Origin of the sequence: Micromonospora sp. NBRC 110009 (assembly GCF_030518795.1) — a bacterium.
GTDB lineage: Bacteria > Actinomycetota > Actinomycetes > Mycobacteriales > Micromonosporaceae > Micromonospora.
In genome coordinates, this window is the sequence record NZ_CP130427.1 from 827,698 (window position 1) to 853,679 (window position 25,982).

The window sequence follows — 25,982 nt, forward strand, 5'->3', positions numbered from 1 at the left end:
GCCTCGCGCGGTACCGGGGGCCCCTCCTACCATCCCGGGATGACCTGGAGAGCACCCGAGATCGACCGCAGACACGAGCCCTACCTCGGTGACGAGCGCACCATGCTGCAGGGCTGGCTGGACTGGCACCGGGACACCCTGCTGCACAAGTGCGCGGGCCTCACCGCCGAGCAGCTACGCGTCGCGAGCGTCGAGCCGTCCGGGCTGACCCTGCTCGGGCTGGTCCGGCACCTGGCCGACGTGGAGCGCTGGTGGTTCCGGATCCGGGCCGCCGGCGAGGACCTCCCCGGCCTCTACGACGCCGACGAGGACCCCGACGCCGACCTGAACTCGATCGCCCAAGCCGACCCGGAGGAGGCCTTCGCCACCCTGCGGGCCGAGGTCGAGGCGGCCGACCGGGCGGTGGCCGACCTGCCCCTGGAGCACACGTTTTTGCGCCGCCGCCGCGACGGCGGCACGGACGAGATGAACCTGCGCTGGGTGTACGTCCACATGATCGAGGAGTACGCCCGGCACAACGGCCACGCCGACCTGATCCGCGAGCGGATCGACGGGGTCACCGGCGACTGATCGCCCGGTCCGGCGAGGTGGCGGCGCCCCGGTCCCCGGAACCCGCCACCCCAGCCGGCTCAGTACGCCAGCGCGGCGCGCAGGTAGCGCAGGTCGGCCGGTCCGGTCCAGCGGTGCGCGGAGAGGCCGGCCACCCGTGCGCCGGCCACGGCCCGGTCCTCGTCGTCGGTGAAGAGCACCCGCGACGGCGGGGTCTCCAGCGCCGCGCAGGCCGCCTCGAAGTACTCCTTCGCCGGCTTGTTCACCCCGATGACCGAGGAGTTGACCACCACGTCCAGGTCGTCGGTGAGGCCCAGCGCGACGAGGTCGGCGTCGAGCAGGTCGGTGGCGTTGGTGCCCAGGCCGACCCGGATACCGGCCGCCCGTGCCTCCCGGATGAACCCGAGCACGTCGGGGTCGATCTCGCCCCGGTAGCGCTGCCACTCCTCCACTGCGGCGCGGGCCCGCTCGGCATCGCCGACCGAGGGGGTGAGCGCGTCGACCACGCTGTCCATCCACTGGCCGTGGCTGACCTTCCCGGTGAGCACCGGCTGGAGCAGCCCCCAGGACATCGCGATCTCGCCGAGGACGCCCTCGGTGAGCCCGTACTTCCGCTCGACCTCGGCGGCCACCGCCGGGTCCCAGTGGCGCAGCACGCCGTCGAAGTCCACCAGGAGCGCCGTCGCGCGTTCCCGACTCACTCGTCTGTCTCCTGCCCGTCGTCGTCGGCCCGGTTGAGCCGCTGGCTGATCACCTGGGTGACCCCGCTGCGCATGGTCACGCCGTAGAGCGCGTCGGCGATCTCCATGGTCCGCTTCTGGTGGGTGATCACGATGAGCTGGCTCTTCTCGCGCAGCTGCGCGAGCAGCGTGATCAGGCGGCCTAGGTTCACGTCGTCGAGAGCCGCCTCCACCTCGTCCATGATGTAGAACGGGCTGGGCCGCGCGCGGAAGATCGCCACCAACATGGCCACCGCGGTCAGCGAACGCTCCCCGCCGGAGAGCAGCGACAGCCGCTTGATCTTCTTGCCGGGCGGCCGGGCCTCGACCTCGACGCCGGTGGTGAGCAGGTCCTCCGGGTCGGTGAGCACCAGGCGCCCCTCGCCCCCGGGGAAGAGCACGGTGAAGACCTGCTCGAACTCCCGGGCGGTGTCCTCGAACGCGCTGGCGAAGACCTCCAGGATCCGGTCGTCCACGTCCTTGACCACGGTGAGCAGGTCCCGGCGGGTGGCCTTGAGGTCCTCCAGCTGCTCGGAGAGGAACTTGTAGCGCTCCTCCAGCGCGGCGAACTCCTCCAGCGCCAGCGGGTTGACCTTGCCGAGCAGGGCCAGCTCCCGTTCCGCCTTGGCGGCCCGCTTCTCCTGCACCGGGCGCTCGTAGCGGACCGGCTCGGGCACCGCCAGGCCCTCCTTCTCCGCCAGCGCCACATCGGCCTGGGTGGGCGGGACCAGCTGGTCCGGGCCGTACTCGGCGACCAGCGTCTCCACGTCGAGGCCGAAGTCCTCGGCGGCCTTGGCCTCCAACTGCTCGATGCGCAGCCGCTGCTCGGCCCGGGCCACCTCGTCCCGGTGCACCTGGCTGGTCAGCCGCTCCAGCTCGGCGCCGAGCCGCTTGGCCGCGCCGCGTACCTCGGAGAGCTCGGCCTCGCGGGCGGCGCGCTCGCGGGCGACGGCGTCGCGGTGCTCCTCGGCCCGGGCCAGCGAGACGGTGAGCCGGGTGAGCGCCTCGCGGGCGCCGCCGACGACGGCCCGGGCGATCTCCGCGCCGCGGGTGCGGGCCGCGCGCCGGGCGGCCGCGCGCTCCCGCGCGGCCCGCTCGGCGTTCGCCTGCCGGGCCAGCGAGTCGGCCCGGCCGGCGATCGAGGAGACCCGCTCCTCGGCGGTACGCACCGCGAGCCGGACCTCCATCTCGTTCTGCCGGGCCTGCGGCACCATCGCGGCGAGCTGGTCGCGTTCCTCGGTGGACGGTTCGGCGTCGAGCGGGGTGGCCTCGGCCAGCCGCAGCCGCTCCTCCAGCTCGGCCAGGGCCTGCAGGTCGCGTTCCCGGGCCGCCTCGGCGCGGGCCCGCGACTCGCCGAGCCGGTCGGTCTCCGCCTTGGCGGACCGGGCGGCCGCGCCCAGCTCGGCCAGCCGGCGGGCGGCGGCGTTGCGGTGGCTCTCCGCCTCCCGCTTGGCGGCGGCCGCGTGCTGCACGGCCTCCTTGGCGGTCGCCACCTCGGCGCGCGCCTCGACCAGCTGCTCGCGCAGCTCGGCGCTGGTCCGCTCGGCGGTGGCCCGGTTGGCCCGGGCCTCCTCGACGGCCGCCTGCACCTCGATGAAGCTGGGCGCCTTGGCCGACCCGCCGGCCGCCGCGTACGCCCCGACCACGTCGCCCTCCGGGGTGACCGCACGCAGCTCCGGATTGCCGGCGACCAGCTCGGCCGCGGCCGCCAGGTCGTCGACCAGCACCACGTCGCGCAGGGCCCGGTGCACCGCCGGGCGGATCTCGGCGGAGCACTCCACCAGGTCGGGGGCCCAGCGGGCGCCGTCGGGCAGCTTCGGGCGCAGCGCGTCGGCGGAACCGGTCATGCCCGGCCCGGCGGGGCTGCCGACCAGCAGGCCGGCCCGGCCGGCGTCGGAGATCTTGAGCAGCCGCATCGCCTCGACGGCCTCGTCCACGCCGGTGACCGCGACCGCGTCGGCGAGGCCGCCGAGCGCGGCGGCGAGCGCGGCCTCGTTGCCCGGGGCGACGGTGAGCAGTCCGGAGAGGCTGCCGATCAGGCCGGGCACCTGGTCGGCCTTCGCCAGCAGAGCCCCGGCGCCGTCCTTGCGGCGCAGGCCGAGCGCGAGCGCCTCCTCGCGGGCCTTCCAGGTGGCCGCGTCCTTCTCGGTGGCCCGCTCGGCGTCGGAGAGGCGGCGGACGGCGGCCTGCGCCTGCTCGTGCACGGCCACGGCCTCGGCGTGCCGGGCGTCCAGGTCGGCGTTGTCCCGGTCGGCCTCGGTGGACTGCTCGGCGACCGCGTCCAGGTCGGCCTGGGCCTTCTCGGCGCGGCCGAGGGCGTCGGTGTGCGCGGCGGCGAGCCGCTCGATCTCCTCGCCGGCGCTGGTGGTCCGGGCCCGGGCCGAGTTGACCTGCCCGGTCAGCCGGGCCAGCCCCTCCCGCCGGTCGGCGATGGCCTTGGCGGCGGCGACCAGCTCCCGCTCCGCCGCGGCGAGCTGCCGTTCCAGCTCCTGCCGGTGCTCGACCGCCTCGGCGAGCCGGATCTGGTCCTCGGTGAGCGCCGCGCGCAGCTCCTCCTCCTGCTCGCGGACCCGGTGGGACTCGGCCTCCAGCTGGTCCGGGTCGCGGCCGGGACGCTCGTCGTCGGGGGTGGCGCTGAGGTGGCGCAGCCGTTCCCGGGCGAGCTGCTCGATGGAGCGGAACCGCTCCTGGAGCGCGGAGAGCTTGTACCAGGTGTCCTGCGCGGCGGCGAGCAGCGGGGCGTCCTCGGCGAGGGCGGCCTCCAGTTCGCCGAGGCGGGCCTGCACCTCGGTGTGCTCCGCCTCGATCTGCTCGCGTCGCTCGCGCACCGCGGTCTCGTCGGCGATCTCCCGGTCCAGCGTGGTGCGCAGGGTGTGCAGGTCGTCGGCGAGCAGCCGCAGCCGGGCGTCGCGCAGGTTGGCCTGGATGGCCGCGGCCCGCCGGGCCACCTCGGCCTGCCGGCCCAAGGGCTTGAGCTGGCGGCGCAACTCCGCGGTGAGGTCGGTGAGCCGGTTGAGGTTGGTCTGCATCGCGTCGAGCTTCCGCAGCGCCTTCTCCTTGCGCTTGCGGTGCTTGAGGACGCCGGCCGCCTCCTCGATGAACGCGCGCCGGTCCTCCGGCTTGGCGTGCAGCATCCCGTCCAGCCGGCCCTGCCCGACGATGATGTGCATCTCCCGGCCGATGCCGGAGTCCGACAGCAGCTCCTGGATGTCGAGCAGGCGGCACGAGTCGCCGTTGATCTCGTACTCGCTCTCGCCGGAGCGGAACATCCGGCGGGTGATGGAGACCTCGGTGTATTCGATCGGCAGCGCGCCGTCGGTGTTGTCGATGGTGAGGGTGACCTCGGCCCGGCCGAGCGGCGCCCGCCCGGCGGTGCCGGCGAAGATGACGTCCTCCATCTTGCCGCCACGCAGCGCCTTGGCGCCCTGCTCGCCGAGCACCCAGGCGATGGCGTCCACGACGTTGGACTTGCCGGAGCCGTTCGGGCCGACCACGCAGGTGATCCCGGGCTCCAGCTTCAACGTGGTCGCGGAGGCGAAGGACTTGAAGCCCTTCACCGTCAGGCTCTTGAGATGCACCTTCTCGATCCTCGTCCGGTGGCCGCCGTACCGTCGCCGGCTGCGCGGACCTGGTGAACCCGCAGACTAACGCGTGGTCGGGAACACCGCCGTACGCGACCCACCCCCGCGCCGGGAGTGTCCGGATTCCCGCGGGTGCGGCCAGGGCGCCGGAAACTGCAAGATCGTAATTGCCGGCGCGCAATTCCGCGGTAAGCGGTCAAGATCGAAAGATGCGGCCCGAAAAACAAAAAGTCCACGCACAAAGCTGCGCGCCGGCACTGCGGTGTCGGCGCGCGATTTCGTGTGGTGCTATTCAGTTTTTCTCCCGAGGACCGGAGATCAGGTCAGCGCGGGCTCGGCCAGCCGGAGGAGGTCGTCCGCCTCCGTCGCCGCCGCCGCAAGCCGATCGTTCTCGGCGCGCAGACGCGTGATCTCGAACTCCAGTGCCTGAACCCTGGCACGCAGTCGGGTGACCTCGTCGAGCAGACGCCGGTCGGGCGCTGCACCTACGTGGCCGTAGAGGGCCTTCGCCATGCTGACTCCTTGATATGCGCTGCCGGAAAGGCCGGCCAACGCGCGCCCATGGTGTTCGCGGCTGTCATCCCGGCGAAATCCGGGCATGACTGGGCGCGACTGGCGACACCTATATATTGAGCCGCACCCCCCTCGTTCGTCAAGTTCGGGCAGGCCGTAGATCATCTGCGCGTCAACCTGTCCACTTGGCGGGGGGCTGCCACAAGGCGCGGACACGCTCTGTCCGGACGACTTAACTGTACGCCCGGAAATGTGTGAACGCCTCACCCTCGGTGTCGGGTTCCCCTTAACTCTGTCTTAGCCAAGTTGCCGCAGCTCGCGGGCCGCCCGTAGCGTCAGCCCGGCCCGCAACCGACCCGTGGAGGGGACAGGCGTGTACCGCTGGACCGACCCGATCGAACCGGATGGCGTTCCTCGACGCCCCGAGCAGCCGACCGACGAGGGACCGGCCTGGCTGACCGACCGGCCCGAGCCGCGGTCCTCCTACCTCTTCGGAGACGAGCCGGAGCAGCCCGGCGCGGACTGGGCCGAGGCCCCCACCGGCGTCTGGCACTCCGACGCGCCGGACACCCCGTGGCGAGGCGCCCCGGCCGACCCCCGCCCGGCCCCGGACCCGGCGGGCCACCACCCCTTCGAGGCCGACCGCTCCCGTTTCGGCTACGCCGCCGACCCGACCGGGTTCAGCCACGACGCCGACCGGACCGGCTTCGGCCCGACCGCCGAGGGGGCCGCGTTCACCCCGGCGGTCGACGACACCGCGCCCTTCGACCCGGTGAACCACCCGGGCGCGCCGATCGCCCCGTTCGAGCGGGCCGCCGGCTGGCGTCCGGCGGAGGAGCCGACCGCCACCTGGGGTCCGGCCCCCGACGGGCCGGCCGAGGAGGTGGGCCGGCACCGCCAGAAGCGCCGCTTCCCGCGTCCCCTGGTGATCGGTGGGGCCGTCGCCGCGGCGACCCTCGTGGTGAGTCTCGGCGTGAGCGCCCTGATGCTGCCCGGCGATCAGCGGACCGAGCCGACCGCCGACGACGCCGTGGCCGCCGCCCCGGTCGCGCCGGAGACCACCGGCGCCGCCCCCGGCGACGCCCTGGCCCCCGCCTCCCCCACCGCCGCGCCGAGCAGCGCCCGCCCGAGCCCGACCCGGGCGGCCACCCCGAAGTCCAGCCGGACCACCGCCCCGTCCCGGCAGCTGCAGCGCCGCTCCACGCCGAGCAGCACCGCCACCCGGACCGCCTCGTCGAACGGGATCAGCACGGCACTCCAGCAGGTCGTCGACCTGGTCAACCAGGAACGCGCCAAGGCCGGCTGCAAGGCCCTCACCATCGACGACAAGCTGATGCTGGCCGCGCAGCGGCACAGCCAGGACCAGGCCGACCACCAGACCATGTCGCACGACGGCAGCGACGGCAGCGACCCCGGCGACCGGCTCGACCGGGTCGGCTACGCCTGGCGGGCGTACGGCGAGAACGTCGCCTGGAACCAGAAGACCCCGGCCGCGGTCATGGACGCCTGGATGAACAGCCCGGGTCACCGGGCCAACATCCTGAACTGCTCCTTCACCGAGATCGGCGTCGGCGTGGCGCGGAGCAACGGGCCGTACTGGACCCAGGACTTCGGCACCCCGCGCTGATCACCGCGTCGTGACCGGGTCCGCGCTCGTTGACCGGGTGAGGTACGCCAGGGCCGGCTGATCGTTCCGGCCCGGGCCCGGGCATGCCCGGGTCGGCTCGGCGTACCGGCAGGGGGCGGCACCGTGCCGCCCGCGACCCGGGAGCTGTCGATGCGGATCCGGCCGGCGTGGCCGCCCCCGGCGCACGCCCGCGTCCTCCCCCGCGGGCTGCGCCGGGGCGTGGCGGTGGTGCTGACCACGCTCCTGCTCGGGCCGGTGCCCGGCTGCCGGGAGCCGCTCGTGCCGCCCGGCGCGCCCACCCCGTGGCCGACCGCCCAGGCCCGCAGCTGGCAGTGGCAGTGGCAGCTCACCGGCCCGCTCGACGTCACCGTCGACGCGGACGTCTTCCTGCTCGACCCGGTCGGCACCACCTCCACCGAGACCGCCGCGCTGCGGGCCCGGGACCGCCGGCTCATCTGCCAGGTGCGGGTCGGCACGTACGCGGCCACCGACCCGGACGCCACCCGCTTCCCGACGGTCGTGCGTGGCAACCCCGTGGCGGGCCGGCCGGGCAGCCGCTGGCTGGACGTCCGCCAGTGGGACACGCTGAGCCGGGTGCTGGCCGACCGGTTCCGGCTGTGCCGGGGCAAGGGGTTCGGCGCGGTGGCGTTCGACGACGCCGACGGCTACCTGCACCGGTCCGGCTTCCCGCTCGGCTTCGACGACCAGTTGCTGTTCAACCGACGGCTGGCCCGGCTCGCCCGTTCCCTCGACCTCTCCCCCGGGCTCATCGACGACGTGCCGCAGGTGGCCGCGCTGGCCCCCGACTTCGACTTCGCGGTCAACCAGGAGTGCGTACGCCGACGGGAGTGCACGAAGCTCCTCCCCTTCGCCGACGCCCACAAGCCGGTCTTCCACGTCGAGTACACCGGCGACCCGGCGGCCTTCTGCGTCACCACGGTCGGCTACGGCTTCTCCACAATCCTCAAACCCCGCACCCTCGACGCCCGCCGCCAACCCTGCCCCCTCCCCTAGGTCAGCCGGTGGTGGCGGGGTCGGTGGTCGGGGTGGGGGTGCCGGCGCGGGGTGCGGGGGTGCCGGGCCGTTCGGCGCTGAGCGGGGTGGCCAGGTCCTCCAGCGACCTCCCCTCGGCCCGGACGCCGAGGGCCAGCTCGACCAGGCCGCCGATGATCATGACGGAGGCGCCGACGACGAAGGCGACCACCGTGTCGCCGACCTTGCCGGTGCCGACCAGCTTGGCGAAGAGGAGCGGGCCGGTGATGCCGCCGGCGGCGGTGCCGATCGCGTAGAAGAACGCGATTGCCATGGCCCGGGTCTCCATCGGGAAGATCTCGCTCACCGTCAGGTACGCGGCGCTGGCGCCGGCCGAGGCGAAGAAGAGCACCACGCACCAGCAGGCGGTCATGGTCACCGCGTTGAGCACGCCGGCGTGGAACAGCCAGGCGGTGCCGAGCAGCAGCACGCCGGAGCCGACGTACGAGCCCGCGATCATCGGCACCCGGCCGACCGAGTCGAAGAGCCGGCCCAGCAGCAGCGGACCCAGCAGGTTGCCGAGCGCGATCACCGCGAAGTAGTAGCCGCTGCTGCCCGGCGGGACCTTGAAGAAGGTCTGCAGGATCTGGGCGAAGCCGAAGGTGATCGCGTTGTAGAGGAACGCCTGCCCGATGAAGAGCGAGAAGCCCAGCGTGGCGCGCTTCGGGTAGCGGGCGAACAGGGCCCTGGCGATCTCCAGGAAGTTGGTGCTCTTCCGCTGCTTGATCTCGATGTAGTCGTCGGCCTCGGTGAGCTCCTTGCCGGTCTCCCGCTTCACCTCGGCCTCGACCGAGTCGACGAGACGGTTCGCCTCGTCGGCCCGACCGTGGATGAACCACCACCGGGGGCTCTCCGGGACGTGCCGGCGGACCAGCAGGATCACCACGCCGAGGACCGCGCCGAGACCGAACGCCACCCGCCAGCCGAGGTTGGTCGGCAGGCCGTTGAGCAGCGGTACGGTCAGCAGCGCGCCGAGCCCCGCACCGAGCCAGAAGGTGCCGTTGATGATGATGTCGATCCGGCCGCGGTGCCGCGCCGGGATCAGCTCGTCGATCGCCGAGTTGATGGCCGCGTACTCGCCGCCGATGCCCATGCCGGTGAGGAACCGGAACAGGAAGAACCACCAGGTGTCGAAGGAGAGCGCGGTCAGCGCGGTGGCGATCAGGTAGAGCCCGAGGGTCAGCAGGAACAGCTTCTTGCGTCCGAACCGGTCGGTCAGCCAGCCGAAGAAGAGCGCGCCGGTGCAGGCGCCGGCCACGTAGAGCGCGGCGGCCAGGCCGGTGACCTGGCTCTGGGTGATGCTCAGCCCGCTGCCCTGCTCGGCGAGCTTGCCGGAGAGGTTGCCGACGATGGTCACCTCGAGGCCGTCGAGGATCCACACCGTGCCGAGGCCGATCACGATCATCCAGTGCCAGCGGGACCAGGGCAGCCGGTCCAGGCGGCCCGGGACGTTGGTCCGTACGGTGCCGGTCCGCACGTCGGTGCTCATGACGCGCTCCGAGGGGATTCGGGGGCCGGGGCGCGACGACGGGCCGCCGGCGTGAGCTGTTCATCCATGGCCGCCCACATGCCCCGCTGCCGATCCCGTTAATCCTCCTGGTCCGCGAGGCGGCGTCACCGTCGGTGACGCCATCCGGGACCGAAACTTCCCCGGGAGTGATGTGGCCGCTTCGGTGCAACACGCCCGAGGTCCGGCGGGGGTGCGGCCCCTCGCCGCCCACGTCGAGGGCCACCCGGCCGGGCCCGTGCTGGGCACCGGGCACCTGCCCCGGGGACCGCACCACCGGCCGACGCCGGACGGCACCCGGTCGGGCGGGACGAGCGGAGGGCCGGGCCGCAGCACGCGGTCCGGCCCTCCGGTGGGACGGATGGGTCAGCGGGCGCCGACCAGCTCCGGGGTGGGCGTGGGCGGGTCGGCCGGCGGGGTCGCCGCCCGGCCGCGCAGGAAGCGCGGGGCCCACCAGTTCGCGTCGCCCAGCAGGGTCATCAGCGACGGCAGCACCACGGCCCGGATGATCGTGGCGTCCAGCAGGATCGCCGCGGCCAGCCCGATGCCGAGCTGCTTGAAGTCGATGGTGCTCAGCGTCGCGAAGATCGAGAAGACTCCGACCATGACGATCGCCGCGCTGGTCACCACCCCCGCCGAGGAGGTGATCCCGTACGCCACCGCGTCCTTGTTCGACATCCCCTGGCGGATCCCCTCCCGGATCCGGCTGACCACGAAGACGTGGTAGTCCATGGAGAGCCCGAACAGCACCACGAACAGGAACATCGGCAGCCAGGTGACGATCGCGTCCATCGAGGTGAAGCCGAGCAGCCCTTCCGCCCAGTCGCCCTGGAAGACCAGCACCAGCAGGCCGTACGCGGCCCCGGCGGAGAGCAGGTTCAGCAGGATCGAGGTGAGCGCCACCACCACCGACCGGAACGTCCAGGCCATCACCAGGAAGGTCAGCGCCAGCACGAAGGCCGCCACCAGGGGCAGCTTCGCCCAGATGTGGTCCGCGTAGTCCTCGCTGGCCGCCACCCCGCCGCCGACCGCGTACTCGACGCCGGGAATGCCGCCCAGCGCGGCCGGGACCAGGTCCTGGCGCAGCTCGTGCAGGGACCGGGACGCCTCGTCGGTGCGGCTGGCGTAGGGCGTGGCCACCTCCAGCACCGACACCCGGCGGTCGGCCGACACCTTGATCTTCGGGCCGTCCCCCTCGACCGGCGCGAAGAGCGGGTCGGCGGCGGCCCGGCCGGCCAGCGCGGTCAGCGCGGCGTGCACCTGGTCGGCCTGCTCGGCCGGCGCCCGCACCGCGACGGTGTGGCTGGTGCCGTTGCTGGGGAAGGCGGCGGTGAGCCGGTCGTACGCCTGCATCGCCGGCGTGGTGCGGGGCACGTCCTCCATGCCGGGGAACTTCAGCTTCATGCCGAGCGCCGGGGCGGCCAGCGCGAGCAGCAGCCCCACCGAGACCACCAGGGTGGCCCGGGGCGCGCGCAGCGCGGGCTTCAGCACCGCCGGCCAGAACCGGGGCCGGGCCGGCTGGCCGTGCCGCCCGGTACGCGGCGCGGTGAGCCGCCACAGCAGCGGCACCCGGGGCCGGTCGACCCAGCGGCCGAGCTTGGCCAGCAGCGCCGGCAGCACGGTCAGCGAGCCGATCACCGCGACCGCGACCACCAGGATCGAGCCGACGGCGAGGGACGAGAAGATGGCGTCCTGGGCGAGCAGCAGCCCGGCCATCGAGATGATCACGGCGGTGCCGGAGACCACCACGGCGTGCCCGGAGGTCTCCGCCGCGATCTCCACCGCGTCCAGGCCGGCGCGGCCCTTGGCCCGCTCCTCGCGTTCCCGGCGGACGTAGAAGAGCGAGTAGTCGACGCCGACCGCCATGCCGATCAGCAGGATCACGCTGGCCGTGGTGTCGGTGGCCGGCACCAGGTGCGAGGCCAGGGTGGAGAGCCCCATGGCCGCGGCCACCGAGGAGAGCGCGAGCAGCACCGGCACGCCGGCCGCGATCAGCGCGCCGAACGCGATGATCAGGATGGCCAGGGTGACCGGCAGGCTGAGCAGTTCGGCCCGCTTGAAGTCCTTGCCGAGGGTGTCGTCGAGCGCCTTGCTGATCGAAGGCCCCCCGACCTCCTCGATCCGCAGCGCCGGGTGCGCCTCCTGCACCTTGGCGGTGGTGTCCCGCAGTGGCTGCACCCGGTCGGACGCGGTCTCCGGGTCGCCGGACATGGTGATCGGCACCAGCACCGCGTTGCCGTCCCGGGACGGCAGCGGCGTACCCACCGAGGCGACCCCGTCGACCTGCCGCAGCCGGGCCGCCGCGTCGTCGGCGGCGGCCTTCGCCGCGCCCTGGTCGAGCGCCCCGGACCGGGACGTGATCAGCACGTTCTCGGTGGCCGGCTCGTGGAAGCCGCCACTGTCGACGATCAGCTGGGCCCGCCCGAACTCGCCGATCGCCTGGTCGTCATCGGTCGCCTCGTTGAGGCCGGCGGCGTTGCCGCCGACGAAGCACACCGCCACGAACACGACCCACAGCGCGATGGCCCGCCACGGGTGCTCCGCACTCCACCGTGCCAGTCGCACGGTCACCGGTCGCCTGCCCATACCTGGCTTCCCCCTCCACACGTCGGCCCCCTGCCGACGGTCTGACGCTAGGCAGCGGGCGACGCCCGGACATCGGGGAACGGCCCCGGCTCGTCCCCGATCCGTCCGAGCCCGACCGGCCGGCCGGAAACGGCTCGGCCAACCGGACAGAACGGGATTTTCAGGGTACGGCCCGGGGGGCGCGCCGGGAGCGGCCGGGCGAGGCACACCGGCGCAACCCCGAGCCGACTCAGGGTCAGCCCCGCAGCGCCCCTCGGGGACGGGGCTGGCAACGCGGGCAGCTGTACGACGACCGGTTCATGAACGCCTCGCGCCGGATCGGCGCGCCGCACCGGGGGCAGGGCTCCCCCTCCCGGCCGTACGCGTTGAGCGACCGGTCGAAGTAGCCGCTCTCGCCGTTGACGTTGACGTACAGCTCGTCGAAGCTGGTGCCGCCCTGCTTGATCGCCTCGCCGAGCACGTCACGCACGTGCCCGAGCAGGCGGGTCACCGCCGGGCCGGTCAGCGCGTCCGTGGGCCGGGCGCCGTGCAGCTTCGCCCGCCACAGCGCCTCGTCGGCGTAGATGTTGCCGACCCCGGAGATCAGGCTCTGGTCGAGCAGCGCCCGCTTCACCTCGGTACGCCGCTTGCGCAACGCCGCCACGAAGGCGGCATCGGAGAACTCCGGGTCCATTGGATCCCGGGCGATGTGTGCGATCTCGTGCGGCAGCTCGGCCCCGCCCTCGGCGACCGACAGCCCGCCGAACGTGCGCTGGTCGACGAAGCGCAACTCCGGGCCGTCGTCGGCGAACCGGAACCGGACCCGCAGGTGCAGCTCGTCGGCCGCGCCGACTGGCTGGAGCAGCAGCTGGCCGGACATGCCGAGGTGCCCGACCAGGGCGTCGCCGCTGTCCAGCGGCAGCCAGAGGTACTTGCCCCGGCGCCGGACGTCGGTGATCGTCCGGCCGGTCAGCACGTCGGCGAAGTGCGCCCCACCCGGCTGGTGCCGGCGTACGGCACGGGGGTGGCGCACCTCGACCGAGCTGATCGTGCGCCCGATGACCCACTGGGCCAGGCCCTGCCGGACCGTCTCGACCTCGGGCAGCTCAGGCACGGCCCGCGCCCGTTTCGGCGGGGTCGGCCGTCGACTCGCCCCCCTCGGCCGCGGCCTTCACGGCCGCCTCGGCCTCGGCCTGCTCGGTCAGCGTCCGCCAGGCCGACTCGGCGGCCCGCTGCTCGGCCTCCTTCTTGCTGCGCCCCTCCGCGCCGCCGTACCGGTTGCCGGCCACCACCACCCAGGCGGTGAAGGTCTTCAGGTGGTCCGGGCCGGTGCCCTCGATCCGGTACTCCGGGACGCCCAGCCCGAGCGCGGCGGTCAGCTCCTGGAGGCTGGTCTTCCAGTCCAGCGCGGCGCCCCGGCCGGCCGACTCGGCCATCAGCGGGTCGAAGAGGCGGTGGATCACGAGGGCCGCGGTGTCCAGGCCGTACTGGAGGTAGATCGCGCCGAGCAGCGCCTCCAGGGTGTCGGCCAGGATGCTGGCCTTGTCCCGGCCGCCGGTGGCCTCCTCGCCCTTGCCCAGCAGCAGGTACGCGCCCAGCCCCGCCGGGCCGAGACCGCGCGCCACGTCGGCCAGGGCGCGCATGTTCACCACGCTGGCCCGCAGCTTGGCGAGCTGCCCCTCGGGCAGGTCCGGGTGGTTGTGGAAGAGCGCCGTGGTGATCACCACGCCGAGGACGGAGTCGCCCAGGAACTCCAGCCGCTCGTTCGTGGGCAGGCCGCCGTTCTCGTACGCGTAGGAGCGGTGGGTCAGCGCGCGCTCCAGCAGCTCCGGGTCGAGCGACACCCCGAAGGCCGCCTCCAGGTGGCCGACGGGAGCCCGCCGCCGCTTGTCGTTGGTCATGGTGCTACCTCGGTGTCGATGGGTGCGGGATCATGTGGCAGGCCGGCGAGCAGGGTGGAGACGGTGTCGGTCGCGCCGCGACGCCACAGGTGGGCGGCGAGGGCGATGCCGGAGGCGACGTCGTCGGGCTGGGCCGCGCCGTGGCAGACGACCACGGTGCCGGCCACGCCGAGCAGGGCCGCCGCGCGGGGCGCGCCGCCGCTCGCCGGGGGCCCGCCGGCCATCGCGTACGCGCCCTCGATGGCCTTGAGCAGCACGTTGCCGGTGAAGCCGTCGGTGACCACGACATCGGCGCGCGCGCCGACGGCGACGTCGTACCCCTCGACGAGGCCGACGTAGTGGGCGCCGCACGGCAGCGGGACGGCGGCGAGCGCCGGGTCGGCGGAGCGGCGGAGCCGGTCGCCCTTGCCGGCCTCGGTGCCGACGGAGAGCAGCCCGACCCGGGGCGCGGCGACGGCGTGCGCCACGGCCGCGTAGGCGGCGCCGAGCACGGCGTGCCGGGCCAGGGTGGCGGGTCCGGGTTCCAGCGTGCCGCCGACGTCCAGCAGCACCACCGGCCCTTCGACGGCGGGCAGGGTCGCGACCAGGGCGGGCCGGCGTACCCCGGCCCAGCGACCGAGGCCGAGCGCGGCGGCGGTGACGGTGGCGCCGGTCGAGCCGGCGGAGACGATCGCGTCGGCGATCCCGTCGCGGACGGCGTGCACCGCCGCGCGGACGGTGCTCTCGCCGCGGGCGGCGGTGGGGTGGTCGGTCATGCCGACGGCGGTCCGCACCGGGCGGACGGTGACCCGGGAGCGCTGCTCCGGGTCGAGTGCACCGATCAGCCCGTCGGCGACCTCGGTCGGGCCGACGAGCAGCAGGTGCAGGTCCGGGTCGGTGCGCACCGCCCGCAGAGCGCCGTCAACCACGACGGCGGGAGCATCGTCCCCGCCGAGGAGGTCGACGGCGATCCGCGCGGTGCCCGGCTCCGTCGGTGCGCCGGCCGAAGAACGGCCGGCGGCGGAGGGAGCCGGGGCACCGGGCGAGGGCCTTGGTGCGTGCGCGACCCGACCGGTGGTCGGGGACGTCACTCGGCGTCCGGTCAGACCTCGAGGACCTGACGGCCGTTGTAGGTGCCGCAGACGGAGCAGGCCGCGTGCGGCAGCTTGGCCGACTTGCACTGCGGGCAGGCCACGGTCGCGACCGCCGCGGCCTTCCAGTTCGCCCGGCGGGCGCGGGTGTTGCTGCGCGACATCTTGCGCTTGGGGACGGCCACGGTTCTTACTCCTCTGTACGGGTCAGTTGCGACAGGCCCGCCCAACGCGGGTCGATCTGCTGGTGACTGTGGTCGGCCGGCAGATCGTCCCAGTGCACCCCACAGTCGGGGCACAAGCCTGGGCAGTCCTCCCGGCAGAGCGGGTTGGTCGGCAGTGCGAGCACCACCGCGTCCCGCAGCGCCGGCTCCAGGTCGATCAGATCGCCCTGCATCCGGCCCACCTCGTCCTCGTCGGTCGTGTCGTCCGTGGTGCTGTTCTCGTACGCGTACAGCTCCTGGATCGTCACGGCCACCGAGTCGTCGATCTCGCGCAGGCAGCGCCCGCACTCGCCCTTGACGGGACCGGTGACGGTCCCGGAGACGAGCACGCCCTCGGACACCGACTCCAACCTCAGGTCGAGGTCGAGGTCCGCGCCCTCCGGCACGGTGATCAACTCCACGCCGAGGTCCGCCGGTGCCGGCACGACCCGCCGATGCGTACGCAACGCGCCAGGCCGACGCGGCAGGTCTCTCGTGTCGAGGACCAGCGGCGACCTGGGGTCGAGTGGGCTTGGCGAGTGTTTGGGCATAGTTAGACTCCGGCCGGTGAGAGGCCGACAAAAAAGGTTACCTGGGCGACCGGCGGACCGTCGAATCGGGGGCGTCGCCCCTGGCCCGCCGGCTGCCGGCTGTCGGCTGCCGGCCCGCGCGCCGCTCAGAAGGGTAGCGGGCGATCCGCCTCGTCACCGGCGAAGGTGCCGATCTCGCGCAGTGCGTGCATCTTGTCCCGGCCGCGCTCGATCGAGGCGAGCGCCCGGGTCAGGAACTGCTCGAAGTTGGCCAGGGCGGTGTCGACGTAGTCGTCCACCTCCTCGCGGAGGCGCTGCGCCTCGGCGCGAGCCTCGGCGATGATCCGGGCGCCCTCGTGCTCGGCGGAGACGGTGATCTCGTTCACCGAGACGAGCCGGGCGTGTTCCGCCTCACCCTCGCTGATGATCCGGTCGGCCTCGCGCTTGCCGGCCTCCATGATCTTGTCGCGCTCCTCCAGCAGCGCGGCGGCCCGGCGGAGGTCGGCGGGGAGCTCCGCGCGCAGCTCGTCGAGGGCGGCGATCATCTCGCCCCGGTCGACCATGCAGTTGTTGCGCGACATCGGCACGGAGCGGGCCTGCTCCACGATGGCGATCAGTTCGTCGATGCGATCGAGCGGGTCCACCGGTACCTCACTCCTGTCATAAGTCGGCCGACCTTCATGATGCGGCCTGCGCCCGGTTTCGGCGTCGCACACATCATGTCGCGCCTGCTCCACGCCGCCCCGCTGCACCCCCACCCGGCGCGTCGCCCCGCCCCGATCCTCGCGATCTTGCACTTTCCGCCCGGACAGATCGCCCCAACCGGGCAGATCAGGGGCACCAACCGCAAGATCGGCGGGTGGAGGAGGGAGGGAGGGAGGGCTGCGGGGGTTAGGGGTGGAGGCGAGACTTGAGTTGTTCGCGGACCACGTCGGGGACGTGGGCGGAGATGTCGCCGCCCCACTTGGCCACGTCCTTGACCAGGCTGGAGGAGAGGAAGGAGTAGAGGGGGTTGGTCGGCATGAAGAGGGTCTCCACGCCGGCCAGGCCGATGTTCATCTGGGCCATCTGGAGCTCGTAGTCGAAGTCGCTGACCGCGCGCAGCCCCTTGATCAGCACGCTCGCCTGCTGCGCTCGGCAGAAGTCCACCAGCAGCCCACGGAACGACTCGACCCGGACGTTGTCATACGAGGCCGTTACCTCGCGGAGCATGTCGATCCGCTCGTCGACCGTGAACAACCCCTGCTTCGACTGGTTGACCAGGACGCCGACGATCACCTCGTCGAAGAGCCGGCTGGCCCGGCCGATGATGTCGAGGTGTCCGTTGGTGACCGGGTCGAACGAGCCGGGACAGACCGCACGTCTCATGATCGGCGACCGTACCAAAGGGTGGTCTCGCCGTAACGGCGACTGCGCTCTCCCGTGACGCCTTCCACCCACGTGACCGGGCCGGTGCGGCCGGACCGCTCCACGATCACCAGGGCGTCCGCCGCCAGCCAGCCGCCGTCGGCCAGCGCGGCCAGCATCGCGGTGATCTCCTCGTCGGGTACGGCGTACGGCGGGTCGGCGAAGACCACGTCGTACGGGTCGCCGTCGGGGCCGGCCGCGAGCACCGTGGCCACCTTGCCGGTGACCAGGCGGGCGGCCGGCGCGGCCCGCAGCGCGCTGATGTTCTCCCGGATCACCCGGGCCGCCCGGGCGTCGGACTCGACCAGCAGCACGTGCTCGGCGCCCCGGGACAGCGCCTCCAACCCGACCGCTCCCGAGCCGGCGTAGAGGTCGGCGAAGCGCGCCCCGGTGAGGTCGAGTTCCGCCTGCACCGCGCTGAACAGCGCCTCCCGGACCCGGTCCGAGGTCGGTCGGGTACCGGCGCCGGGTGGCGCGGCGATCCGCCGCCCGCCGTACGCCCCGGCCACGATCCGGGTCACCGCGTGCTCCTGCGCATGCCCTGACGCTACGCGACGACCGGGGCGGCCCCGGCGACCCGGTGGGTACGTCGAGATGGATCACGCCGTGACCGTTCGTATATCAATGATCTCAAATTCATAACAGACCGCCGCCGGCACGCCGGTCGATGTAACGCCGCCGACCGAGACCTCGCTAGGGTCTGCCGGTCGCGCGGGCGCGAGACTCCGGTCCGCCCGCCGCACACCCCGATTTCCCCTCATCAGGAGTAGACGTGAACCGTCTGAACCTCCGGCGTGCCGCGGCCGTCACCGCCGGCGCGCTGCTCGGCCTCGCCGGCGCGGCCATCGTCGCCAGCCCCGCACTGGCCCACCACCCCGAGCCCTCCGGCACGTACTGCGCCGCCCAGGACGGCAAGGTCACCGTCAACTGGTCGGTGATCAGCAGCGAGACCGACATCTCCGGTCACATCACCAAGCTCGAATCCACCGTGCCCGGTGCCATCACCGGCGACCTGGCCATCGGGGCGGAACTGAAGAAGGTGAGCGAAGGCCCGCTGACCGGCACCCAGACCTACACCTTCGACGGTCCGATCCCCGAGCTGAAGCTCACCGTCGCGGCGCACTGGGAGCGCGGTGACCGGACCTACGACGGGGAGCGCACCGTCGTCGCCACGCCCAGCCAGGACTGCGGCCCGGCCGAGTCGCCGTCGCCGTCGCCCACCTCGCCGTCGCCGAGCGCCACCCCGGAGCCGACCAAGTCGCCCGAGGTCACCCCGTCGCCGTCCGCGCCCAGCCCGTCCGCGACGCCGTCCGTCCCGGCCGAGCCGGAGGAGCCGGTCTTCCAGCTCGAGCAGACCTGCAAGAAGATGACCTTCATCGTGGAGAACCCGGCGAAGGGCATCCCCTTCACCGCCACGATGACCACCGAGAAGGGCGTCACCAAGAAGCTCGTCTCCGAGCCGGGCAAGACCACCTCGGTCGAGTTCGACGCGTACCAGGGTCTCAAGGTCACGGTCAAGTACGACGTGGTCGAGGGCTCCGAGACGATCCCGTACACCCAGCCGAAGGACTGCGGCGGCCAGGGTGGCGGCCTGCCGGTCACCGGTCCGGCCGCCGGCGCCATCGCGGGTGGCGCGGCTGTGCTGCTCGCCGCCGGTGCGGTGCTGTTCGTGACGGCCCGCCGTCGTCGGGTCCGCTTCACCGTCTGACCCACGCCTGAGCCGCGGCGCGTCGACCACCCGGTCGGCGCGCCCGCGGCGCTTTCCGCCACGACCACGGCCCGACCAGGCGCCAACCGGGATGGAGTGGCTCCCCGGTCAGCCCTTCTCCAGGTATTCCGCGCGCTCCTCGTCGACCAGCGCGGCGACCGAGGCGGCCAGCGCCGGGTGCCGGGACAGCTCCCGGTCCTCCTCGACCAGCGTGATCGCCTCGGCCCGGGCGTCCCGGATCAGGTCGGTGTCCCGCAGCAGCGACAGCAGCCGCAGGTGGGAGCGGCGCCCGGACTGGGTGGCGCCCAACACGTCGCCCTCCCGGCGCTGTTCCAGGTCGAGCTCGGCGAGCTTGAAGCCGTCGGTGGTGGAGGCGACCGCGTCGAGGCGTTCCCGGGCCGACGAGCCCTCCAGGGCCTCGGTGACCAGCAGGCAGAGGCCGGCGGCGGAGCCCCGGCCCACCCGGCCGCGCAACTGGTGCAGCTGGGAGACGCCGAACCGGTCCGCATCCAGCACGATCATCACGGTGGCGTTGGGCACGTTCACGCCGACCTCGACGACCGTGGTGGCCACCAGCACGTCCAGGTCGCCGGCGGCGAAGGAGCGCATCACCGCGTCCTTCTCGTCGGCCGGCAGCCGCCCGTGCAGCACGCCGATCCGCAGTCCGTGCAGCGGCCCCTCGGCGAGCAGCGGCGCCACCTCGGTCACCGCCACCGGGGGCCGCCGCCCGTTGTCGTCCTCGCGCGGCGGTTCCTCCTCCGACGCCGGCCCCTCGCCGATCCGGGGGCACACCACGTACGCCTGGTGGCCGGCGGCGACCTCCTCGCGCAGCCGGCGCCAGGCCCGGTCGAGGAAGGCGGGCTTCTCGGCGGCCGGCACCACGTGCGAGGCGATCGGCGACCGGCCCTGCGGCAGCTGGGAGAGGGTGGAGACCTCCAGGTCGCCGTAGACCGTCATGGCGACCGTGCGCGGGATCGGGGTGGCGGTCATGACCAGCACGTGCGGCGGCTGCTCGGCCTTGGCCCGCAGCGCGTCCCGCTGCTCCACGCCGAAGCGGTGCTGCTCGTCGACGACCACCAGGCCCAGGTCGTGGAAGTCGACCCCCTCGTAGAGCAGGGCGTGGGTGCCGAGCACGATGCCGGCCCGCCCCTCGGCCACCTCGGCGAGCGCGCGCCGCCGGGCCGCCGCGCCGAGCGAGCCGGTGACCAGTTCCACCCGGGTCGCGTCGTCGGCCGCGCCCAGCTCACCGGCCTGGGCGAGCGGGCCGAGCAGGTCGAGCATGCCGCGGTAGTGCTGGGCGGCGAGCACCTCGGTCGGGGCGAGCAGGGCCGCCTGCCCACCGGCGTCGACCACCTGGAGCATGGCCCGCAGCGCGACCACCGTCTTGCCGGAGCCGACCTCACCCTGGAGCAGCCGGTGCATCGGGTGGGCGGTGGCCAGGTCGGCGGCGATCTCCCGGCCCACGACCTGCTGGCCGGGGGTCAGCTCGTACGGCAGCCGGGCGTCGAACGCGTCCAGCAGGCCGCCCGGTTTCGCGGGGCGGGCCTGCGCCGGCCAGGCGGCGGCCCGGTGCTTGCGCTGCACCAGGGTGAGCTGCACGGCGAAGGCCTCGTCCCACTTGAGCCGGCGGCGTGCCTGGTAGAGCGCCTCCTTGCTGGACGGCCGGTGGATCTCGCGCAGCGCCGTGCCGATGTCGACCAGGTTGCGGGTGGCCCGGACGGTGGCCGGCAGCGGATCCTCGGGCGGGGTGAAGGTGTCCAGCACCACCCGGACGCAGCGGGCGATCACCCAGGTCGGCACCGCCGCGGCGGCCGGGTAGACCGGGATCAGCGCCCCGGCGAACTCCTCGACCTCCTCGTTGGCCGCCGCCTCGCCGTCGCCGCCCTCGCCGAGCAGCACGTACTCCGGGCCGTTGAGCTGCCGCTTGCCCCGGAACTCGGTGACCTTGCCGGCGAACAGCCCCCACCGGCCGGGGCGCAGCTCCCGCTCCCGCCAGGCCTGGTTGCCGAAGAAGGTGAGGGTGAGCACGCCGCCGGAACCGTCGCCGACGGTCACCTCGAGGAGGTTGCCGCGGCGCTGGCGCATCGGCCGGACCGCGGTGCGCTGCACCTGGGCCAGGACGGTGACCTGCTCCCCCACGTCCAGCGAGCGGATGTCGGTGTGCTCGCCGCGCTCGTCGTAGCGGCGCGGGAAGTGGTAGATCAGGTCGCCGGCGGTGTGCAGGTCGAGGTGGCTGGCCAGGGCCTTGGCGGTGCGCTCGCCGACCAGCTTCTTCAGCGGCGTGTCGACCGTGGTCGGTTCGCTCGTCATTCGACCCCCAGCAGGAGCGGATAGTGCGGCTGGCCGCCCTCGTACGCCTGCACCTCGACGAACGGCCAGGACCGTTCGACGTGCTCGCGCACCCGGTCGGCCAGCCCCTCCGGGACGTCCGCCCCGCAGAGCAGGGTGACCAGCTCGCCCCCGCCGCCGAGCATCCGGTCGACCACGGCGGTGCAGGTGTCGAGGAGGTCGGCGCCGATCAGGTGCACCTCCCCCTCGACCAGCGCGAGGACGTCGCCCGGCCGGCACGGCCCGGCCACGGTGAGCGCCTCCTTGCTGGCGTGGCAGACCTCGGCGTACCGGCAGGCGCCGGCGGCCTCGGCCATGGCGATGACGTCGTCCTCGAAGCGCCGCTTCGGGTCGCGGACGGCCAGGGCCGCGAGGGCCTGCACCGGTGAGCGGGTGGGCACCACGCTCACCTTGACGCCGAGCCGGTGCGCCTCCCTGGCGGCCGCGCTGGCCACCGACTGGGTGTTGGGGTCGTTGGGGAGCACCACCACCCGGGCCGCCCCGGTGGCGCGGATCGCGTCGAGCAGCTCGCCGGTGGACGGGTTCGCCGGCACCACGGTGGCCCCCTCGGCGCCGAAGAGCTCGGCGATCCCGGCCCCGGTGGCCACCACCACGGCGGCCCGGCCGTCCGGCAGCGGCGCCGGCGGCGCGGGCGGCGCCGCCTGGTCGGCGAAGCGGGTCACGGTGATCCGGTGCGGGCGGCCGGCCACCACGCCCGCCTCGATCGCCGCGCCGACCTCGTTGACGTGCACGTGCACGTTCCAGGTGCCGACGCCCGTGCCGCCGTCGCCGACGATCACCAGGGAGTCGCCCAGCCCGTCCAGCTCGCCGCGCAGCCGGGCCACCGCCTCGTCGGTCGCGTCGAGCAGGTACTGCACCTCGTAGGCGTACGCCGGGGAGCCGGTCTCCCGGACGGCGGTGGCGGGCGGCCGGGCCGCGGGTGACGGGGCCGCCGGCGGCCGGGCGCTCTCCCCGGTGACGACCTCGACCAACGCGTCCAGGAGCAGGCAGAGGCCCCGACCGCCGGCGTCCACCACGCCGGCGCGGGCCAGCGCGGGCAGCTGTTCGGGGGTCCGCGCGAGCGCCCGCGCCGCCCCGGCCGCCGCGGCCCGGCACACGGCGCGCAGGTCGTCGGTGTCCGCCTGCTCGGCGGCGCGCGCCGCGGCGGTGGCCACGCTGAGCAGGGTGCCCTCGACCGGGTGGGCGACCGCGGCGTACGCGGCGGTGGCGGCGCCGGTCAGCGCGGCGGCGAGCTGCCGGCCACGGACCGCCGGGGCGGCGGCGAGCGCGTCGGCAAAGCCGCGCAGGAGCTGCGACAGGATCACCCCGGAGTTGCCGCGCGCCCCGAGCAACGCGCCCCGGGCCATCAGCCGCAGCGCGTGCCCGTGCGGGGTGTGCCCGTCGTCGGGGAGGGTGCCCAGGTCCATGGCGAGGGCCTGCTGGGCGGAGGTGAGGGTGAGCACCAGGTTGGTCCCGGTGTCCCCGTCCGGGACCGGGTAGACGTTGAGGTCGTCGATCTCGCCCTGGTGCCGCTGGAGGGCGGCCAGCCCGCTCGCACACCACCGGCGCACCGCGGCGGCGTCGAGGGTGTCCAGCACGTCGGAAAGCCTACTGGCGCGGACCGACACGCGCCGGGGTCGCCCGGCCTGCGTCGGCGTGTCCGAGGGCCCGGGGGCCGGGTGCCGGCCACGCCGTCCCCGCCGGTACGCTGGGCGCGTTTCCATCCGACCCCTCCAGCTCGGCGCGTCTGACGCCGCCGGCCTGGTGCAGTGGGCCGCCGACCGGGCCGGTTGGGCGTACCGGTCTGTCATCGGGTAACCTGGCCAGGTTGCCCGGGCAGCGCCTGGCGGCGACCTCATGAACGTTTCAAACCCAGGAGTATCCCGTGGCTAGCGTGTGCGACGTCTGTGGCAAGGGGCCGGGCTTCGGCCACAACGTGTCCCACTCGCACCGGCGGACCAACCGCCGCTGGAACCCGAACATCCAGTCGGTGCGTACCCCGGCCGGTGGCGGCACCACCAAGAAGATGCAGGTCTGCACCTCGTGCATCAAGGCCGGCAAGGTCACCCGCGCCTGACGCGGTAGCGCCACCCAGACTCGTCGGAAGCCGGCGGACCCGAACGGTCCGCCGGCTTCTGTCGTGCCCGGATTCCGGTGCCGAGGGTCGCCGGGGGCGGCCGTCGGGCCGCGCCGGTCAGGGCAGGAGCCGCCCCGGGCGGGCCCGGGGCGGCGGCCGTCAGAGCACCCGGCCGAACGAGAGACAGCCGGGGGCGTCCTTGTAGAAGCCGAAGTTCGGGATCCGCTCGTAGCCGGCCGAGGTGTACATGCCGATCGCCTCGGGCTGCTTGTCGCCGCACTCCAGGACGATCCGCTTGCGGCCCTGCTCGCGCGCCGACTCCTCCACCGCGGCGAGCACCGAGCGGGCCACGCCCCGCCCCCGGGCGGTCGGCGCGGTGTACATCCGCTTCAGCTCGGCCGTCCCGTCCTCGCCGTGGCTGCGCCAGCCGCCGCAGCCCACCGGCTGCCCGTCGAGGTAGGCGACCAGGAAGGTGCCCGCCGGCGGCTCGAAATCGGCCGCGTCGACCGGCGTGTCGTCGCCGCTGCCGCCGTACCGCTGGCCGAGGTCGGCCAGGGCTGCCCGGATCAACGCCTGCGACTCGGGCGCGTCGAAGCGCCGCACCCGGATCTCGATCTCACTCACGCCTGAAGGGTACGACCGGGGGCGGGCCCGGCCCGGGCGGCACCGCCTCGGTCGGACGCAGATCACTCCGCCCGGCGGAAGTGGTCCCACCCGCCGGGACCCGCGTACGCCGCCCCGTCCACGGTCACCCCGGCGCCCTCGCTCACCCGGCCGATCGCTCGCCAGCCCGGGGGCAGGGTCGCCGCCGCCGGGAAGGTCGCCGCCAGGGCGTGGTCCTCGCCCCCGGCCAGGATCCAGGAGTAGGGGTCGACGCCGAGCGCCTGCGCCGCGTCGCGCATCTGCCGGGGCACCTCGAACGCGTCCCGGGTCACGTCGATCGCCACCCCGCTCGCCTTCGCCACGTGCCCCAGGTCGGCCACCAGCCCGTCCGACACGTCGATCATGGCGGTGGCGCCGTGTCGGGCGGCCTCCGGCCCGGCCGGGTAGGGCACCTCGGGGCGGCGGAACGCCTCGACCAGCAGCCGGGGCGTGCGGAAGCCCCGGGAGAGCACCGTGTAGCCGGCCGCCGCCCAGCCGGTCCGCCCGGCCAGCGCCACCACGTCCCCGGGGCGGGCCCCCGAGCGGACCACCGGCGGCCGGCCGGCGAGGTCGCCCAGCGCGGTCACCGCGATGGTCAGGGTGGGGCTGGCCGACATGTCCCCGCCGACCACGCTCGCCCCGACCAGGGCCGCCTCGGCGCCCAGGCCGTCGGCCAGTTCCTCGGCCCAGCTGGTGTCCAGGTCGGCGGGGATGCAGAGGGCCACCAGCAGGGCGGTCGGGGTGGCGCCCATGGCGGCGATGTCGGCCAGGTTGGCCGCGGCCGCCCGGTGCCCGACGTCCCGGGCGCTCGACCAGTCCCGGCGGAAGTGCCGCCCCTCGACCAGCACGTCGGTGGAGGCGGCCACGCGCCGGTCCGGCGCCGCCACCACCGCCGCGTCGTCCCCGGGGCCGAGCAGGCAGCTCTCCCCGTACGTCAGCCGGGCGGTGACCCGGTCGATCAGTCCGAACTCTCCGACACTCGCGACCGTCATGCCGTCCCCTCGTCGCGCTCTTCCGCTTCGCAGTCCCACCGACCACGCCCCGACGTGTGCTCGCTCACCGCGTCCCCGCCGGCGACCGATACGGATCAGGGCCGCTCCGTAGGGTAGTTTCACCCTTCGGGCCGCCCCAGGCGGCGACGGACGGAGGTCGAGTCGTGGTACAGGCGTACATCCTCATCCAGACCGAGGTCGGTCGGGCGCGTGACGTGGCCGGGCAGATCGCGGACCTTGCCGGCGTGGTACGGGTCGACGCCGTCACCGGGCCGTACGACGTGGTCGTCCTCACCGAGGCGAACACCGTGGACGAGCTCGGCAAACTCATCGTCAGCAAGGTGCAGCTGGTGCCCGGCATCACCCGCACCCTCACGTGTTCGGTGGTGCGCCTGTAAGTGGACGAGATCACTTCCTCCCCCGATCCCGACCAGACGCCTCCGGCCGAGGCGCCGCGCCGCGACCGGTCGACCCGCAGCGCCGCGCTGTGGGCGACGCTGGTCGCGGTGCCGATCACCGTGGCGGTGGCCGGCTTCACCTTCGCCAAGCTCGCCCCGGACGAGCCGGCCGCCGCGCCGAGCGCCTCGGCGACCGCCGTCCGGCCGCAGTCGACCGCCCCGGTCGAGATGCCCGCGCCGACCCTCGCGGAGCGCCCCGCGACCGTGTGCCGCGCCCTGGTGTCCCAGCTCCCGCCGACCGTGCGGGACCTGACCCAGCGGCCGGTCACCGCCGGCGCCGAGCAGAACGCCGCGTACGGCGACCCGGCGCTGACCGTGGCCTGCGGCGGCACCCCGCCGGTCGTGCAGCCCACCGACGAGGTGTGGTCGGTCAACAAGGTCTGCTGGCACGCCGTGCAGGAGGCCGACGCGACGGTGCTGACCACCGTCGACCGGGAGACGCCCGTCCGGGTCCGGGTCCCCACGGAGTACGCGCAGCCCCTCCAGTGGGTCTCGCCGATCTCCGACGCGGTCGTCGCCGCGGTCCCGTCCGCGAAGACCGCCCCCGCCGGCTGCTCCGCCTGAGCTGTTCCG

24 protein-coding genes are annotated in these 25,982 nt (G+C 74.1%); 7 read left to right on the forward strand and 17 right to left on the reverse strand.

Translation table 11 applies throughout. From position 1 onward, the window contains the following. Window positions 1-39 precede the first annotated feature (39 nt). Window positions 40-570: a DinB family protein gene (locus tag Q2K19_RS03850; RefSeq protein ID WP_302767753.1), complete on the forward strand. Its 531-nt coding sequence runs from the start codon at window positions 40-42 to the stop codon at window positions 568-570. A 59-nt stretch (window positions 571-629) separates the two neighbouring features. Here Q2K19_RS03850 and Q2K19_RS03855 read toward each other — a convergent pair whose 3' ends face one another. From Q2K19_RS03855 to Q2K19_RS03865, 3 genes are all read right to left on the reverse strand, one after another. Beyond that, window positions 630-1,250: an HAD family hydrolase gene (locus tag Q2K19_RS03855; RefSeq protein WP_302767754.1), complete on the reverse strand. Its 621-nt coding sequence runs from the start codon at window positions 1,248-1,250 to the stop codon at window positions 630-632. Continuing rightward, window positions 1,247-4,846 (reverse strand): chromosome segregation protein SMC, encoded by a 3,600-nt coding sequence (gene smc / locus Q2K19_RS03860; protein WP_302767756.1) that lies wholly within the window; start codon window positions 4,844-4,846, stop codon window positions 1,247-1,249. The genes Q2K19_RS03855 and smc overlap by 4 nt, the downstream gene beginning before the upstream one ends. Window positions 4,847-5,167: 321 nt before the next feature. Next, on the reverse strand, window positions 5,168-5,362 hold the full coding sequence (locus Q2K19_RS03865) for a hypothetical protein (protein ID WP_302767758.1): 195 nt from the start codon (window positions 5,360-5,362) through the stop codon (window positions 5,168-5,170). Between the two features lie 373 nt (window positions 5,363-5,735). On the opposite strand from Q2K19_RS03865, the gene Q2K19_RS03870 reads away from it, so the two are divergent. Together Q2K19_RS03870 and Q2K19_RS03875 are read left to right on the forward strand one after the other, a co-directional pair. Next, window positions 5,736-6,989 carry a CAP domain-containing protein gene (locus Q2K19_RS03870; RefSeq protein WP_302767759.1) on the forward strand — a complete coding sequence of 418 codons (1,254 nt, stop codon included), beginning with the start codon at window positions 5,736-5,738 and terminating at the stop codon, window positions 6,987-6,989. 123 nt (window positions 6,990-7,112) lie between these two features. Next, window positions 7,113-8,003: an endo alpha-1,4 polygalactosaminidase gene (locus Q2K19_RS03875; protein ID WP_302767761.1), complete on the forward strand. Its 891-nt coding sequence runs from the start codon at window positions 7,113-7,115 to the stop codon at window positions 8,001-8,003. Between the two features lies 1 nt (window position 8,004). Here the strand turns inward: Q2K19_RS03875 and Q2K19_RS03880 are convergent, their stop codons facing one another. From Q2K19_RS03880 to rsmD, 10 genes are all read right to left on the reverse strand, one after another. Beyond that, complete coding sequence (locus Q2K19_RS03880; RefSeq protein ID WP_302767762.1) at window positions 8,005-9,510, reverse strand: MFS transporter; 1,506 nt, start codon at window positions 9,508-9,510, stop codon at window positions 8,005-8,007. Window positions 9,511-9,894: 384 nt separating this feature from the next. Further along, entirely contained in the window at window positions 9,895-12,114 is a 2,220-nt protein-coding gene (locus Q2K19_RS03885) for an MMPL family transporter (protein WP_302767763.1), read from the reverse strand. A gap of 235 nt (window positions 12,115-12,349) precedes the next feature. Continuing rightward, on the reverse strand, window positions 12,350-13,207 hold the full coding sequence (gene mutM, locus Q2K19_RS03890) for a bifunctional DNA-formamidopyrimidine glycosylase/DNA-(apurinic or apyrimidinic site) lyase (RefSeq protein ID WP_302767764.1): 858 nt from the start codon (window positions 13,205-13,207) through the stop codon (window positions 12,350-12,352). Beyond that, window positions 13,200-13,994, reverse strand: coding sequence for a ribonuclease III (rnc, locus tag Q2K19_RS03895; RefSeq protein WP_302767766.1), 795 nt, complete (start codon window positions 13,992-13,994; stop codon window positions 13,200-13,202). The genes mutM and rnc overlap by 8 nt, the downstream gene beginning before the upstream one ends. Further along, entirely contained in the window at window positions 13,991-14,944 is a 954-nt protein-coding gene (locus tag Q2K19_RS03900; protein WP_302772259.1) for a phosphate acyltransferase PlsX, read from the reverse strand. The genes rnc and Q2K19_RS03900 overlap by 4 nt, the downstream gene beginning before the upstream one ends. A 131-nt stretch (window positions 14,945-15,075) precedes the next feature. Next, complete coding sequence (rpmF, locus tag Q2K19_RS03905; RefSeq protein WP_302767768.1) at window positions 15,076-15,249, reverse strand: 50S ribosomal protein L32; 174 nt, start codon at window positions 15,247-15,249, stop codon at window positions 15,076-15,078. 5 nt (window positions 15,250-15,254) lie between these two features. Then, on the reverse strand, window positions 15,255-15,818 hold the full coding sequence (locus tag Q2K19_RS03910) for a YceD family protein (RefSeq protein WP_302767770.1): 564 nt from the start codon (window positions 15,816-15,818) through the stop codon (window positions 15,255-15,257). Window positions 15,819-15,943: 125 nt separating this feature from the next. Further along, entirely contained in the window at window positions 15,944-16,441 is a 498-nt protein-coding gene (locus tag Q2K19_RS03915; protein WP_302767772.1) for a hypothetical protein, read from the reverse strand. Window positions 16,442-16,688: 247 nt separating this feature from the next. Then, window positions 16,689-17,165 (reverse strand): pantetheine-phosphate adenylyltransferase, encoded by a 477-nt coding sequence (gene coaD / locus Q2K19_RS03920; protein ID WP_302767773.1) that lies wholly within the window; start codon window positions 17,163-17,165, stop codon window positions 16,689-16,691. Next, complete coding sequence (gene rsmD / locus Q2K19_RS03925; protein WP_302767775.1) at window positions 17,162-17,725, reverse strand: 16S rRNA (guanine(966)-N(2))-methyltransferase RsmD; 564 nt, start codon at window positions 17,723-17,725, stop codon at window positions 17,162-17,164. The genes coaD and rsmD overlap by 4 nt, the downstream gene beginning before the upstream one ends. A 251-nt stretch (window positions 17,726-17,976) precedes the next feature. Here rsmD and Q2K19_RS03930 point away from each other — a divergent pair, with 251 nt between their 5' ends. Then, a complete protein-coding gene (locus Q2K19_RS03930; protein ID WP_302767777.1) occupies window positions 17,977-18,912 on the forward strand; it encodes a cell wall anchor protein in 936 nt (311 codons plus the stop codon). A 108-nt stretch (window positions 18,913-19,020) separates the two neighbouring features. Here Q2K19_RS03930 and recG read toward each other — a convergent pair whose 3' ends face one another. Continuing rightward, on the reverse strand, window positions 19,021-21,222 hold the full coding sequence (gene recG / locus Q2K19_RS03935; protein ID WP_302767779.1) for an ATP-dependent DNA helicase RecG: 2,202 nt from the start codon (window positions 21,220-21,222) through the stop codon (window positions 19,021-19,023). Then, window positions 21,219-22,838 (reverse strand): DAK2 domain-containing protein, encoded by a 1,620-nt coding sequence (locus Q2K19_RS03940; RefSeq protein WP_302767781.1) that lies wholly within the window; start codon window positions 22,836-22,838, stop codon window positions 21,219-21,221. Before Q2K19_RS03940 ends, recG begins: the two co-directional genes overlap by 4 nt. A 287-nt stretch (window positions 22,839-23,125) precedes the next feature. Here Q2K19_RS03940 and rpmB point away from each other — a divergent pair, with 287 nt between their 5' ends. Further along, entirely contained in the window at window positions 23,126-23,317 is a 192-nt protein-coding gene (gene rpmB, locus Q2K19_RS03945) for a 50S ribosomal protein L28 (protein WP_073832489.1), read from the forward strand. 159 nt (window positions 23,318-23,476) lie between these two features. On the opposite strand, the gene Q2K19_RS03950 is transcribed toward rpmB, so the two are convergent. Then, window positions 23,477-23,941, reverse strand: a complete 465-nt coding sequence (locus tag Q2K19_RS03950; RefSeq protein ID WP_302767785.1) for a GNAT family N-acetyltransferase — start codon at window positions 23,939-23,941, stop codon at window positions 23,477-23,479. Between the two features lie 62 nt (window positions 23,942-24,003). Continuing rightward, the gene (locus Q2K19_RS03955; RefSeq protein ID WP_302767786.1) at window positions 24,004-24,951 is read right to left on the reverse strand and encodes a thiamine-phosphate kinase; all 948 of its coding nucleotides are present in this window, start codon (window positions 24,949-24,951) and stop codon (window positions 24,004-24,006) included. Window positions 24,952-25,115: 164 nt separating this feature from the next. On the opposite strand from Q2K19_RS03955, the gene Q2K19_RS03960 reads away from it, so the two are divergent. Together Q2K19_RS03960 and Q2K19_RS03965 are read left to right on the forward strand one after the other, a co-directional pair. Continuing rightward, complete coding sequence (locus Q2K19_RS03960; protein ID WP_091268792.1) at window positions 25,116-25,349, forward strand: Lrp/AsnC ligand binding domain-containing protein; 234 nt, start codon at window positions 25,116-25,118, stop codon at window positions 25,347-25,349. After that, complete coding sequence (locus Q2K19_RS03965; protein WP_302767790.1) at window positions 25,350-25,973, forward strand: DUF3515 family protein; 624 nt, start codon at window positions 25,350-25,352, stop codon at window positions 25,971-25,973. Window positions 25,974-25,982: the final 9 nt, after the last annotated feature.

Coding starts and splice junctions, on each gene's coding strand:
- Q2K19_RS03850 (WP_302767753.1), top strand. CDS start 40: ATGACCTGGAGAGCACCCGAGATCGACCGCAGACACGAGCCCTACCTC.
- Q2K19_RS03865 (WP_302767758.1), bottom strand. CDS start 5,362: ATGGCGAAGGCCCTCTACGGCCACGTAGGTGCAGCGCCCGACCGGCGT.
- Q2K19_RS03880 (WP_302767762.1), bottom strand. CDS start 9,510: ATGAGCACCGACGTGCGGACCGGCACCGTACGGACCAACGTCCCGGGC.
- Q2K19_RS03885 (WP_302767763.1), bottom strand. CDS start 12,114: ATGGGCAGGCGACCGGTGACCGTGCGACTGGCACGGTGGAGTGCGGAG.
- rnc (WP_302767766.1), bottom strand. CDS start 13,994: ATGACCAACGACAAGCGGCGGCGGGCTCCCGTCGGCCACCTGGAGGCG.
- Q2K19_RS03910 (WP_302767770.1), bottom strand. CDS start 15,818: ATGCCCAAACACTCGCCAAGCCCACTCGACCCCAGGTCGCCGCTGGTC.
- coaD (WP_302767773.1), bottom strand. CDS start 17,165: ATGAGACGTGCGGTCTGTCCCGGCTCGTTCGACCCGGTCACCAACGGA.
- recG (WP_302767779.1), bottom strand. CDS start 21,222: ATGACGAGCGAACCGACCACGGTCGACACGCCGCTGAAGAAGCTGGTC.
- Q2K19_RS03955 (WP_302767786.1), bottom strand. CDS start 24,951: ATGACGGTCGCGAGTGTCGGAGAGTTCGGACTGATCGACCGGGTCACC.